Genomic DNA, 13,923 nt, shown 5'->3' on the forward strand with positions numbered 1-13,923 from the left:
CGGGAACCCAACAGCGCATCCATGCCACAGCCTTCCGACCGTTCCACGCCAGCACGCCCACGCCATCCGGCCATCCGGCCGGACCCATGGACCCGACCCCACGACCCAAACACGGGCGGGGGATTTTACTCATATCTCCGTAGAAAGGAGGTGATCCAGCCGCACCTTCCGGTACGGCTACCTTGTTACGACTTAGTCCCAATCGCGGACCTCACCTTAGACGGCTCCCCCCCTTGCGGGTTGGGCCACCGGCTTCGGGTGCTGCCCACTTTCATGACTTGACGGGCGGTGTGTACAAGGCCCGGGAACGCATTCACCGCGGCGTTGCTGATCCGCGATTACTAGCGACTCCGCCTTCACGGAGCCGGGTTGCAGGCTCCGATCCGAACTGAGACCGGTTTTCAGGGATCCGCTCCATGTCACCATGTCGCATCCCGTTGTACCGGCCATTGTAGCATGCGTGAAGCCCTGGACGTAAGGGGCATGATGATCTGACGTCATCCCCACCTTCCTCCGGGTTAACCCCGGCGGTCCCCCGTGAGTTCCCGGCATGACCCGCTGGCAACACGAGGCGAGGGTTGCGCTCGTTGCGGGACTTGACCCAACATCTCACGACACGAGCTGACGACGACCATGCACCACCTGTGAACCGGCCCCGAAGGGAAGCCGCGTCTCCGCAGCCGTCCGGCACATGTCAAGCCCAGGTAAGGTTCTTCGCGTTGCATCGAATTAATCCGCATGCTCCGCCGCTTGTGCGGGCCCCCGTCAATTTCTTTGAGTTTTAGCCTTGCGGCCGTACTCCCCAGGCGGGATGCTTAACGCGTTAGCTCCGACACGGAACCCGTGGAACGGGCCCCACATCCAGCATCCACCGTTTACGGCGTGGACTACCAGGGTATCTAATCCTGTTCGCTCCCCACGCTTTCGCTCCTCAGCGTCAGTGACGGCCCAGAGACCTGCCTTCGCCATCGGTGTTCTTCCCGATATCTACACATTCCACCGTTACACCGGGAATTCCAGTCTCCCCTACCGCACTCCAGTCCGCCCGTACCCGGCGCCGATCCACCGTTAAGCGATGGACTTTCACACCAGACGCGACGAACCGCCTACGAGCTCTTTACGCCCAATAAATCCGGATAACGCTTGCACCCTACGTATTACCGCGGCTGCTGGCACGTAGTTAGCCGGTGCTTATTCGAAAGGTACACTCACTCTCGCTTGCTCCCAATCAAAAGCGGTTTACAACCCGAAGGCCGTCATCCCGCACGCGGCGTCGCTGCATCAGGCTTTCGCCCATTGTGCAATATTCCCCACTGCTGCCTCCCGTAGGAGTCTGGGCCGTATCTCAGTCCCAATGTGGCCGGTCGCCCTCTCAGGCCGGCTACCCGTCGAAGCCTTGGCAGGCCATCACCCCGCCAACAAGCTGATAGGACGCGACCCCATCCCATGCCGGTAAACCCTTTCCCGCACCATCATGCGATGATGCGGAGCATCCGGCATTACCACCCGTTTCCAGGAGCTATTCCGAAGCATGGGGCAGGTTGGTCACGCATTACTCACCCGTTCGCCACTCTCACCGCCAAGCAAGCTTGGCGGATCCCGTTCGACTTGCATGTGTTAAGCACGCCGCCAGCGTTCATCCTGAGCCAGAATCAAACCCTCCACAAAAAACCATGAAGAAGCCGAAACGACTCACATCAATAATTGACGGGCCAGCTTCCATAAGGAGGAAACCAACCCACGAAAAACCCCGACACCCCTCACAACGCTCCCACGTACCCGACAACAGCCGGGCGGGCATCGGACTGGCAATCAAAAAGCTATAAGTAGCACAAACACGCTCTTGAGTTCTCAAACCACCACCACACCAACAGATCCAAGCACTCCGAAGAGTTCTCATCACTGCCGGGCAGCAAGAAGTAAACTTACACGAACCTGAGTTGTCCTGCAAGTTGGTATGGAAAAATCTAGGAGGAGCCCAATGATTCCGAGGATTCTACGGCGTGTTGATTTTCATCAACACGGTTCCCGTTTCATCGACCTTCACCTATCCAGGAACCCCGCGCACTCTTCAGCGAGGCTCAAACCAATATCTTCCACGACCCATATTAATAGATCCAGCTCCTCACAGGGTGTATTTCCACCATGTGGATGAGCGCGAACAGCGAGACAGCCGTTCCTTATTAATCAAGCGCTACAGGCAGATGGCTTTGACCGTTGCCGCGAACCGTTCAGGCTCGTCCCATTGCGGGCAGTGTCCGGACCGTTCAAAGCGGATGAACCGATGCGGGCTCTTCAATCCATCGGCAAACCGCTCAACCAGAATGCCTGGCAGATGACGGTCATACCTGCCGCTGATGAAATAGACAGGCGCCCCAAAAGAGGTCTGCCCGCTGAAATCGACCTGTTCCAACTCAACATCCAAGCGCGCCCGGGATTGAGACGCCCCCTTGGCATGGTTGAGCAGACGCAACCAGTTGTAGTACGGCGAACGCAGGTAGGTCATGATCCGTCCCAGGGATCCGAATAGCATGGCAGCTCCGCCGCGAGACAGCAGCTCATCGATCATCAGCACTATGTCAGCAGCCCCGCTCTCCCCGCTGACGATCGAACCGATCCTGGGGCCTAAATGCTGTTGCGCCCAATTTTGTCTTAACCGAAGAGCAGCATGCATGCTGACAACCTGTCCGAGACCGATGTAGCAGCGGACAAGCGAGGGATAGCGCTTCACCATCTCCAGCCCAAGGACGCTGCCCCAGGAATGACCGATGAGAATCAGGGAATCCTGCCCATAGCCACGAAGAAGCCCAAGCACGAACTGGTGAACATCTTCGACCATCGAATCGATGGTCACTGCCTCGTCAGGCGCAAAAGGATGGTAGGACAACCCACTGCCGCGCTGGTCCAGGTTGATGAAACGGAAATCGCGTTCCAAGGCCGCGTTGTACCGCATGGTCAACGGAATGCAGGCATCGCCTGGGCCACCGTGCAAATAAAGAATGATAGGAGCACGGCGAGGCGCTGGATTCATCGAGAAAACCAGGCGCGTGCCATTGATCTGCGTCCAGTGCAAACGTGAATGCGTAGAACACTGAGGATGAACACAGCTTCTGCCTTGGGCCATACCGGAATTCTATCGGAAAACAGACCACAAGAATTGCTTATTCCTATGCTGAAGCGAGCAAGAGAGCAGGCCCGAGCATCCCTACAGCTTCACAATAACAGTCATATGGCACTCACCAAGCCCAACGGCGTAAACGTTCTACCCCTTGGAACGGCAAAGCATTAGCCCGGCATGGTGAGTTGATTGCCCGGCATCGTTGGGGCTACTGACGACCGATTAGTCTGCCAATACCAGTGGGGCAGTTGATCTTGCCTTTTATAAGGTAAGGGCGAATAGGAGCTGCCTCTTCTTTTTCCGATGCTATCCAGCTCCACTTTGACAGATCAGACGGCTTAATCGACAATTCATGATATTTGTTTGAGACATTTCACGCCGCTTGTCATAGTGAAAAAAGACAGGTGATAAAGACCAAGGTTGCTCCTTATCAAACACGAGCGCATGGCCTTTGTCCGCTTGTTTCAAGCAAAAAGATAACAAGGAGAGACAAGAACCGTGTTGCAAATCAATATGGCCGATGTCGTTGCCGTTATGCATTCACTGGTACCTTATCTGTCGGTTGCCGGTGTACTGCTCCTTTTGGCACTGATCATCACTATCGCAGTAAACAGGAAAACCGTCGGGGACCTCAAGACCAGGAAGATCATTCATTCCGAATCATGGATCGTCGCCCTGATTGGCTTGGTCATAGCCATATCAATGATGCTGGAAGGCCCTATGGCCACGCTTCTGAACAACGCCACGGCGTCTAAGCATGAGCTGACTGAGCAAACCATAGCTGAAGCCACCAGACTGTCTGAGGAAGCACAGGGCGAAGGCATCACCATGTTGCAGAACCAGGACTCCAACCTTCCGTTGAAAACAAAGAAAATCAACGTTTTCGGATGGGCATCGACCAACCCGGTCTATGGTGGCAGCGGATCGGGGTCCATCTCCGACCAGTACCCGAAAGTCTCCCTTCTGGAGGGCCTTCACAGTGCTGGTCTTGAAACCAACAAACAGGTAACCAAATTCTACAAAGATTACAAAAGCGCCCGGCCCGAAGTGGGCATGTTCGGCCAGGATTGGAGCCTTCCCGAACCCCCGGCATCTCAGTATCCGCAATCACTGATGCAAAATGCCAAAAGCTTCTCAGACCAAGCCATCGTCGTTCTGGCCCGCACAGGCGGAGAAGGTGCCGACCTCCCCACCAACGTCAAAGGCGAGGACATGAAGCACAAGGGCAGGAAGATCAACTTCACTGATAACACCAAGGAGTACGAAGACTTCAAATTCGGCGATCATATTCTCCAACTGGACCAGACTGAGAGAGACATGATCGACATGGTCACCAAAAACTTCCAGCATGTGACTCTGATCTATAACGGGGCGAACGCCTTCCAGATGGACTTCCTGGATTCCTACCCGCAGATCAAGTCGGTGCTCTGGTGCCCCCCTGCCGGCCAGAGCGGCTTCAAGGCGCTTGGCCGAGTCCTCACGGGCAAAATTAATCCCTCAGGTCGGACCTCCGACACTTTCTTGAAAGACCTGACCAAGTCAAACTCATACAATAATTTCGGCTTTTTCGAGTATCGCAACACTTCTGAATTCAATCAGAACATAGTTGATTTCCGCGGCAAGAAGAAAGAGGTGAAGCCCCACTTCGTCAACTATACGGAGGGAATCTACGTCGGCTACCGCTTCTATGAAACGGCCGCCAAGGAGGGCCTGATCAATTACGACAGTATGGTCAAGTTCCCCTTCGGGTTCGGACTTTCCTATACCCAGTTCAAACAGGAAATGGGACCGGTAAAGCACGAGAAGGGACGAATCTCGTTCGATGTGACAGTCATCAATACCGGCTCACGGGCAGGCAAAGATGTAGTCGAAATCTACTACGACCCCCCATATACTGACGGCGGCATCGAGAAAGCCTCCACCAATCTTGTAGCATTCGACAAGACCAATCTGCTGAAGCCTGGTGCTTCGCAGAAGGTGCATGTCGCTTTCAATGACTCTGATATGGCCTCTTATGATTACCTGCACGCCAAGGCATATGTGCTGGAAGCAGGTGACTATGCCATACGTCTTCAATCCGACGCCCACACTGCGATCGACTCCAAAACCGTCAAGATGGCCGATACCATCACATACAACCGTAAGGGCCAGACCCACAATGGTGACAAAATTCCTGCTACCAATATATTCGACGACGCTGAGGGGGAGAATATAACCTACCTCTCCCGGGCCAATCATTTCGCCAACTATAGTCAGGCCATAGCAGCTCCCGCCAACTTCACCATGAGCGACACGATCAAGGCGCGGTTCAGCAACAACGGGACCTACAAGCCAACCGATCACGATCGAAACTCCGACAAGATGCCGAAGATGGGCGTCGACAACGACATACGTCTGGCTTCCCTGAGAGGCAAATCTTATGAAGACCCCCTGTGGGAGAAGCTTCTCGATCAGCTGACCTTCTCACAAATGGATGATTTGATAGCCAACAGCGGGTATTCCACACCAGAGATCTCCTCTATCGGAAAGGTCAAGACCTCCGAGGCCGATGGGCCAGCAGCTTTGATCAATAACTTCACCAAAGTCAGCTCCATCGGTTTCCCGGCCTCTACTTCCTTCGCCTGCTCCTGGAATAAAGCTCTGGCAAAGGAATATGGCAAGATCATCGGCAAAATGGCGCAGGAAATGCATGTGAACGGCTGGTATGCCCCAGCCATGAACATTCACCGCAGCCCCTTCAGCGGCCGCAGCTTCGAGTACTTCTCCGAGGATCCCCTCATAGCTGGCACGATGGCGGCCAATGAGATATCGGGCGCACAATCCAAGGGCGTTTATGCTTTCATGAAGCACTTCGCCCTCAATGAGCAGGAGAGCAACAAATCCCAGATGCTCTGCACTTGGGCCAACGAACAGTCCATGCGTGAGATATTCCTTAAGCCTTTCGAAATGAGCGTGAAACAAGGAAAAGCCAAGGCTGCCATGACATCCTTCAACTATGTAGGGCCTACGTACGCCGGAGCCAATCCCACCCTCCTGACAACCTTGCTGAGACAAGAATGGGGATTCCAAGGATTCACCATCACGGATTACTTTGGCGGCAATGGGTACATGAACGCCGACCAGATAATCCGAGCCGGAGGCGATGCCATGCTTGCAACTACCAAGATCACCAACCATGTGACTGACAAGTCAGCCACCTCCGTTAAAGCCATGCGGCAGGCCTGCCACAATATCCTCTTCACCTCGGTGAATGGGTGGGCCTATGCCAATGGCGAGCCAAAGGCAGAACTACCCTCTTGGAAGATAGCTATGCGTGTTGTCTGGGTGATCACGGCTGTCCTCGCTGTTTTGGCAGAGTACATGACCATAAGGCGATTCATCAAGAGAAGGAAGGCCTGACTGCTACCGCCATCCAAGCCAACTCTTGGCGGGCAGAGATTAATCGCTGCTCAGTCTTGAAATCTGAGCAGCAAGAAGAACGGTGCACCGTATATTCGGTGCACCGTTTTTTATAACCGGTTTTCATACACGGTATTTGCAAGGCAAGGAAGAGGATCTCCACTTCATCAGACCGTTATGGGCATTACATCCTGGCATCCATTATTCGGAAAACACCATTCAGAAAACACCGAAGCGAAGCCTTCGGATACTTCTGATCTTTTTCATACATAGGGTGATTCATCAGTTTTAGCGCAACTGCAACCCAAATTGGCAATTGCCAAAACCAGTAAGCACAAGACGCTAAAACTGCAGCATCAAGCAGAAAGGGAACCCTGAAGCAGAATTTGTTTCCAACAACTGCTGAAAGCAGGTCATACAGGTGCGTCCGGTTGGATTTGATCCGCTTACTGACCAAACGTGGATCATGGAGCCCTGAACCCTCCACTATTGTGTTTTGACTCTTTTGCGGCTCTACTGTTCCCTGCAGTGATCCGGCTTGAATTTTTTTATCGTGGCCTCGTCTTTAAGACAAGGAAGATAGTGGCTGAAGTCAACCTCCAAAAGAAGCCTGGTTTAGATGCCCATAGACCGATAAGAGACTATTTATGCGCCCGATCAAACAGATTAGGAACAGGGTTGTGCCCTTGAAGGCACAATCGCTGATAATACAAAGGAAGCAGAACCGAGCCATTATCAGAAAACTTCGTTGTTTCCTGAACCTGAAGAGAACTGCGAGATAGGTCTTGACCTCTTTGGGAAACTGGCCAGTTAGCCACCGAAGAAGTCACGGAGAGGGAACACCATGGAAGTCAAGGATCTGACAGTTCTGGAACGGGCCTCGCTGCTCTCAGGAAAATCCACCTGGGCGACCCGTGCCCTGAAGAGGGCGGGCATCCCGAGCATGGTCCTGAGCGACGGCCCTCACGGCCTGCGCCGCCAGACCGGATCAGGGGACAACCTGGGCATGGGCAAATCCAAGTCCGCTACCTGCTTCCCTACAGCCGGCACCGTGGCCTGCTCATGGGACCCGCAGCTGGCCAAGACCATGGGACGGGCGCTGGGCAACGAGGCCAGGAGCCTGGGCGTCAACATGGTCCTGGGTCCGGGCATGAACATCAAGCGCAACCCCCTGTGCGGCAGAAACTTTGAATATTATTCCGAAGACCCCCAGGTGGCCGGTCGTATGGCTGCAGGCCTTATTGAAGGCATCCAGTCCCAAGGCGTGGCCGCCACCCCCAAGCATTTCGCCATGAACAGCCAGGAGCTGCGCCGCCAGGCATCCGACTCCGTTGTGGACGAGCGCACCATGCGCGAGCTCTATCTGACCGGATTCGAGATCGCCGTGCGCCAGGCCCACCCTTGGGCCATCATGACCTCCTACAACATGGTCAACGGCATCTATGCCAACGAGAATCCCCACCTGCTCAAGGACATCCTGCGCAAGGAGTGGGGCTTCGATGGAATGGTGGTTTCGGATTGGGGCGGCTCCAACAGTGCGGTCGCCGCAGCAGCCAATGGCTCCTCACTGGAAATGCCCCAGGCCGGATATGACTCCGCGCGCCAGATTGCCAGGGCCGTGCAGGAGGGTCGCCTGGACGAGGCCGACCTGAACGCCCGGGCCGAAGAGGTGGCGCGACTGGCCAAGCTGACCCACCACTCTGATATGGATCCTGATGGGAACCTGACCGCGGACCAGATACGGGACCACCATCAGGTGGCACGAAGCATCGCAGAAGGATCGGCCGTTCTTCTGGTCAACCGCGAGGGACGCCTGCCACTGGCCGCCGGCACCCGGGTCGCCCTGGTCGGCGACATGGCTAAAACCCCAAGGTTCCAGGGTTCTGGATCCTCAAAGGTCAACGCAGCCAAGCAGGAAAGCATGCTGGACCTACTCAGGCAGGGCAACGGCGACGGACTGGAGCTGGCTTCCTACAGCCAGGGCTACGAACGCCATGGCGAGAAGAACCGGTTTTTGATTGACCAAGCCGTGGCTGCAGCTGGCCAGGCTGACGTGATTGTCGCCTGCGTGGGCCTGGATGAACGCAGCGAATCCGAGGGCCTGGACCGCTCCCACATGGGCATTCCCAGCAACCAGGTCGACCTGATCAATGCCCTGGGGGCGATGGACAAGCCCCTAGTGGTCGTTCTGGCAGCGGGCTCCCCCGTCACCACCGACTGGATCAACCAGTGCGATGCCGTTCTCTACATAGGTCTGTCCGGACAGGCTGGAGCCTCAGCCACCCTGAACATACTGACTGGTCGGGTCAACCCCTCCGGCCACCTGGCGGAAACCTGGCCCAAGTCCTATGCCGACTGCCCCAGCGCCGACTGGTACCCAGATCCTGCGCACGAGTCGATCTATCGGGAGGGTCCCTTCGTTGGCTACCGCTACTATCTGACTGCCGGCGTAAAGGAGCGCTTCCCCTTCGGCTACGGGCTGTCCTACGCACACTTCACCTACGCCGATCTGTCCGTGGACGACGAGGGTGCCAGCTTCACCCTGACCAACAACTCGGACAGGCAGGGAGCCACAGTTCCCCAGCTCTACGTTCAGGCGCCCAAGGGTGGCGTGCTCAGACCAGTGCGCGAGCTGAAAGGATTCAAGAAAGTCAGCCTGGAGGCCGGTCAGTCAACCCGAGTCCGTATCGACTTCGATAAGACGACCTTCAGGCACTTCGACACAGCCAGCAACTCCTGGCAGGTGGAATCCGGCGACTGGACCGTCATGATCGGGTCCGACGCCCGCAACATGGAGCTGAGCGAACATCTGACAGTGCAGGGCACCGTCGACCCGCAGAGTCCCGACCCTGCCCTGGGCGCCTACCTGACCGGCCGAGTCAAGGATGCCGACGATGCCGCCCTAGTGGCCCTATTCGGCCATCCAGTGGTCCGACAGGGCGCCGTCAGCGCCTTTGGAGTCAATGACCCGCTCTCATCCTGGAAGGACTCCAGAAGCACCCTGGCCAGGTTCGTGGCCAACTTCCTGGCCAGGAGCGAGAACCGCCACGAAGCCAAGACCGGCAATCCCGACCTGAATATCCTCTTCCTGCTCAACATGCCCCCCAGGGCTATGGCCAAGATGACCAACGGGCTGATCGACACGGCCATGGTCGAGGCCATCGTCCGCATCCCCAATGGCCATCTATGGCGGGGGCTGGGCGGATTCATCGCCGGATTCTTCAGAAACATGTCCGCCAACCGCAGGACCGGAAAGGAGCTCAATCATGAGTGATCAGCACAGCCAGCAGGCTGGACAGCCGATCCAGAGGAAGGCGACGACGGCCTCGCAGTGGGCGATCATCCGCTGGTGGCGACGGTTCAGCGACCGGCACACCACTTTGGCCCAGTTCATCGTCTTTTTCATCCTGTCCAACGGGGTCACCGTCCTGCAGCTGGTGCTCATGCCCGTGCTGAAGGCAATCTTCAACGGAACTCCCCTGGTGAGCGCCAACTTCCAGATCTGGCGCATGGGGACCGCCGGCGGCAAGCCCTACTATCTGTTCGACTACGCGGCCGGGTCCATCGCCCACGGCGGCGGAGGCGGCCTGGCCTATTTCCTTGCTGTGGAGATCACCCTGCTGATTGCCCAGATCATCAACTTCTTCCTCCAGCGCAACATCACTTTCAAGTCCAACTCCTCGGTCTGGAAAGCGGCCTTCTGGTACCTGGTGGCCTACGTGATCATCACCATCATCGCGGCGGCGCTGCAGGGCTGGTACAAGGACCCCATCTACAGCTTCTTCCAGCACACCCTGAACTGGGGCAACCTAGGGACCACTATTGCTGATCTGGTCACCATGATCATCAACTCGGCCATCTCTTTCTGGGTCTTCTTCCCCATCTTCAAGGTCATCTTCCGTCAAGAACCCGCAGAATCCGAGGCTAGCCCCCAGTAAAATTCCGGCCCCGCACCCCCGGCTGCCAATGAACCGGCATGCATCGGCGGCCAGAGGGCGGGGCCTTTTCCCCAAACAAATCATGTACAGTGGTCGCAACGGCCGCCGGCGGGATTACGGCAACCCCGCCGGCATACCCGCTGACCCATTCTTTTGCGAAGTGATTGTTCATGACAGCTGATCGACCGGCCTCCACAAGCCCGCCTGTTCTCACTTTCATCGTCCCCGCCTATAACATGGCTCACCATCTGCCGACCTGCCTGGATTCGCTCCTGAGCCAGGAGAAGGGAGATCTGGAAGTCATCGTGGTCGATGACGGATCCACAGATGACACAGCGCAAGTGGTGCAGTCATACCAGGAACGCCATCCGCATACTGTCCGTCTGATCAGCCAGACCAACAAGGGCCATGGCGGCGCAGTCAACACAGGCCTGGCAGCCACACGGGGCTGCTACGTCAAAGTGGTCGATGCCGACGACTGGGTGGACCCGAACTCTCTGAGTCTGGTCCTGGACCAGCTGCGCGACCAGTCACGACGTACGAATCCTGTGGACATGGTAGTCACCAACTACGTCTATGAAAAGGAAGGCCGCAAGCATAAGCGGATCATCAACTTCCGCAGCGTCATGGACCCGGGGCAGGTGCTGGACTGGAACCATCTGCGGCGGTTCGGGCTGGCCCAGTACATGATCATGCATGCCCTGATCCTGCGCACCGAGGTGCTCCGCCAGGCTCATACCTGCCTGCCCGAGCACACCTATTATGTGGACTTCATTTATTCATATCAGCCTCTGCCCTGGGTGCGCACCCTGCTCTACCTGGACACGAATTTCTACCGTTACCACACCGGTCGCCAGGGCCAGTCGGTGCAGACCTCGATCATGATCGCCCGGGTTTCGCAACTGCTGCTGGTCAACGGGCTCATGGCGGATTCCACACCTGACCCGGGGACGGTTCCCCGTGGACTCTATCGTTATATGATCCACTATCTGTCCATCAACTGCGTGGTGACCTCGGTTTTCCTGATCCTCTCCCGTAAGCCCAGCAACTACCGGAACAAGGACATGCTCTGGAACAGGCTGGAGCATCGCTCCCCCGTCATCGCCTCAGACGTGCGATCCACCCTGCTCTGCCGGATGATCAACATGCCGGGCAGGCCGGGCCGTCTGGCCATCCGCCTGGGTTATAAGGCCGCCGAAGCCGCCATGGGCTTCAACTGATCGCCCTCTCTCGGCAAGAGCACACAAAGGCTGAACCAGTGATGCTCGGTGCGCAAGGTCATCTCTCCCTGGTAACGGTGAGCTATGTGCCGAATGGACTTTACCCCATACCCATGCAGACCATCGTCGGTCTTGGTCTTGGTGGTGGCCAGCTCGCCATTGCCATTCCAATTCAGAGGCGAGGCGAAGTAGTTTTCAATGCGAATCACCACGAATTGTCCTCGAGCATATAAAGCCACTTTAATCAGACGATGGTCAGGTTCCTTGACCTTTCTCAAGGCCTCAATGGCATTGTCCAAGGCGTTGCCGAAGAGGGTGGAAACATCCATGGGCGACATCCCCTCCAAGAGCGAACCGTCAGCCACCATGGTCAGGGTAATCCCCTCTTCGGAGCAGATGCGCTCCTTGGTTGACATGACTACGTCCAGAATGGGATTGCCGGTGTGCTGCTGCGACCCGTATCGCCCGACCGCAGCTTCCAGCTCCTCGAAGTCCTGGGACGTGCGCTCAGGATCCATCTGCGAGCGCAGGGCGGCGATCTGATGCTTGAGATCGTGGGCAAGCCTGCCCATGGCCTCCAGATTCTCCTTGGAGCGCATGTACTCCCGATGCTGGCTGTAAGCCCGAGCGTTGATTGATGCCAGCTCGGCGCTGGTATGGCTCTCCCGCAGCTGTTCCTGCTGGGCATAGAGCATGGCGAACCCGCACAGGTCCACCAGGGTGCGGATGTAGAAGACCTCCAGGCCGACCCGCCCGGAGAAGGGAGTGTTGGTGGAGACGAAGCTCAGGTTGGACATGGCGAAGGTGACCACCGCAATGACCGCGGCTATGAAGACGCTGCGTCCAGGCACGGAAGGCTGGGCATCAGCGAAGTTGCGCCGCTCCGCCACCCAAGCCACCAGCCCTACGCCGCCGTAGATCAGCACCAGGAGGATCAGTGAGGCCGGGTCGTACAGGCTATGGCTGGCAGGCCTCATGAAGGAGTCCAGCTGCCAATGCAGGGAAGCGACCAGCTCAGCCAGGACGAAGGCGCGGGCCAGCAGATAAGCACCATCCAGCGCGCCCAACCCTGAAGCCAGCATGATGATGGCATACATGCAGGCCACGGCCAGGCACATGCTGATGATCCAGAAGGCAATGGGCAACGTTCCGGCCCAGTATTGGACCACGATCAGCACTGCCAGACCAGGCAGAAGGACCGCTGCCATCCGCAAGCGGGAGATCCTCGGTCCTATGGCCGACAAATAGACTAGGCAACCCAGCCACTCGCTGATGGCCGTATAGAGCCGGGGGATATCGGGCAGGGCGTTGAGAATGTGGGTGGCAGTCATGCCCGACCTGCCACGTAAGCGGTAAGCGCCGTCATAAAGGACTTCTTGCGGGGTCGACTGACCCGCAGCCGCTGACCGGTGGACATGATGCAATCCTGGTCCTCCATGCCCGTCACATGGGCCAGATTGACCAGATAGCAGGAGTTGGAGCGGAAGAAACCTCGCTGGTCCAGCTTGCCCTCCAGACTCTTCAGAGTGCTGTTCGTAGTCAGTGAGGAATCCAAGGTATGGATGACGCTGCTGTGGCGGACGGATTCGATGAAGACGATGTCCTTGAGAGGGATTCTGGTGGATCGGGCGCCCTCGGCAATCAGAATGGACAGGTCCACACGGCCGCGCACCTGAGCGATGGATCGATCCAGCTCCTGGGAGAAGGCGAACCAAGGCAGGGGCTTGAGCAGATATGAGAGGGCACCAACTTCATAGCCGTTGATGGCGTACTGGGGGGCGGAAGTGATGAAGACGATGACCACAGACTCGTCACGGGCGCGTACCCTGTGAGCTACTTCGATCCCGTCCATGGGGGTCATCTGAATGTCCAGAAGAAGGATGTCGTAAACAGGCCGATACCCATCTACGAAAGCCTTGCCATCGGTGAAGACGCTGACTGCCAGTTCTTCCTGACGCTCCTTGCGATAACGGCTCAGGTAATTGACCATGGTCCGACAGCTGATGGAATCGTCATCCACCACTGCGATTCTGATCATCCTGGTGCACACTCCTTAACCCGCCGGCCAAGGACCCATGGCCGACGTCATCACCGTTCTTCCATGATATCGGAGATGTCCGCATGGCAGACCCCGCTTACCCAAAGCCGAACGCGAATAAGCTGCAGTCTACAGCCCGGGCTCAACGGTCATCGACCACCCGTACGCTATGGGAACGATATGTCGCCAGGAATCTGATTCTCGGGAACC

At 56.9% G+C, this 13,923-nt stretch carries 7 protein-coding genes and 1 rRNA gene; 4 read left to right on the plus strand and 4 right to left on the minus strand.

Features of this window, described 5'->3' with window-relative positions; all coding sequences use genetic code 11:
• Positions 1-143: 143 nt before the first annotated feature.
• Together ACGG9J_RS04755 and ACGG9J_RS04760 are read right to left on the minus strand one after the other, a co-directional pair.
• Positions 144-1,668 (minus strand): 16S ribosomal RNA (locus ACGG9J_RS04755).
• 526 nt (positions 1,669-2,194) lie between these two features.
• Positions 2,195-3,031, minus strand: coding sequence for an alpha/beta fold hydrolase (locus tag ACGG9J_RS04760; protein WP_390134091.1), 837 nt, complete (start codon positions 3,029-3,031; stop codon positions 2,195-2,197).
• 585 nt (positions 3,032-3,616) lie between these two features.
• On the opposite strand from ACGG9J_RS04760, the gene ACGG9J_RS04765 reads away from it, so the two are divergent.
• The 4 genes from ACGG9J_RS04765 (at position 3,617) to ACGG9J_RS04780 (ending at position 11,675) form a co-directional block, all read left to right on the plus strand.
• Positions 3,617-6,517 carry a glycoside hydrolase family 3 N-terminal domain-containing protein gene (locus ACGG9J_RS04765; RefSeq protein WP_390134093.1) on the plus strand — a complete coding sequence of 967 codons (2,901 nt, stop codon included), beginning with the start codon at positions 3,617-3,619 and terminating at the stop codon, positions 6,515-6,517.
• 844 nt (positions 6,518-7,361) lie between these two features.
• Entirely contained in the window at positions 7,362-9,791 is a 2,430-nt protein-coding gene (locus ACGG9J_RS04770) for a glycoside hydrolase family 3 C-terminal domain-containing protein (RefSeq protein ID WP_390134095.1), read from the plus strand.
• Complete coding sequence (locus ACGG9J_RS04775; RefSeq protein WP_390134097.1) at positions 9,784-10,455, plus strand: hypothetical protein; 672 nt, start codon at positions 9,784-9,786, stop codon at positions 10,453-10,455. The genes ACGG9J_RS04770 and ACGG9J_RS04775 overlap by 8 nt, the downstream gene beginning before the upstream one ends.
• Before the next feature lie 170 nt (positions 10,456-10,625).
• A complete protein-coding gene (locus ACGG9J_RS04780) occupies positions 10,626-11,675 on the plus strand; it encodes a glycosyltransferase family 2 protein (RefSeq protein WP_390134099.1) in 1,050 nt (349 codons plus the stop codon).
• Here the strand turns inward: ACGG9J_RS04780 and ACGG9J_RS04785 are convergent.
• Both ACGG9J_RS04785 and ACGG9J_RS04790 read right to left on the minus strand, forming a co-directional pair.
• Entirely contained in the window at positions 11,639-13,006 is a 1,368-nt protein-coding gene (locus ACGG9J_RS04785; RefSeq protein ID WP_390134101.1) for a GHKL domain-containing protein, read from the minus strand. The genes ACGG9J_RS04780 and ACGG9J_RS04785 overlap by 37 nt on opposite strands.
• A complete protein-coding gene (locus tag ACGG9J_RS04790) occupies positions 13,003-13,713 on the minus strand; it encodes a LytR/AlgR family response regulator transcription factor (RefSeq protein WP_390134103.1) in 711 nt (236 codons plus the stop codon). Before ACGG9J_RS04790 ends, ACGG9J_RS04785 begins: the two co-directional genes overlap by 4 nt.
• Positions 13,714-13,923: the final 210 nt, after the last annotated feature.

Origin of the sequence: Bifidobacterium apicola, assembly GCF_042846865.1 — a bacterium.
GTDB classification, from domain to species: Bacteria; Actinomycetota; Actinomycetes; order Actinomycetales; family Bifidobacteriaceae; genus Bombiscardovia; species Bombiscardovia apicola.

Excerpts from the sequence above, each read along its gene's own strand:
- ACGG9J_RS04790 (WP_390134103.1), bottom strand. The coding sequence starts at position 13,713 with ATGATCAGAATCGCAGTGGTGGATGACGATTCCATCAGCTGTCGGACC.
- ACGG9J_RS04785 (WP_390134101.1), bottom strand. The coding sequence starts at position 13,006 with ATGACTGCCACCCACATTCTCAACGCCCTGCCCGATATCCCCCGGCTC.
- ACGG9J_RS04775 (WP_390134097.1), top strand. The coding sequence starts at position 9,784 with ATGAGTGATCAGCACAGCCAGCAGGCTGGACAGCCGATCCAGAGGAAG.
- ACGG9J_RS04770 (WP_390134095.1), top strand. The coding sequence starts at position 7,362 with ATGGAAGTCAAGGATCTGACAGTTCTGGAACGGGCCTCGCTGCTCTCA.
- ACGG9J_RS04760 (WP_390134091.1), bottom strand. The coding sequence starts at position 3,031 with ATGAATCCAGCGCCTCGCCGTGCTCCTATCATTCTTTATTTGCACGGT.
- ACGG9J_RS04780 (WP_390134099.1), top strand. The coding sequence starts at position 10,626 with ATGACAGCTGATCGACCGGCCTCCACAAGCCCGCCTGTTCTCACTTTC.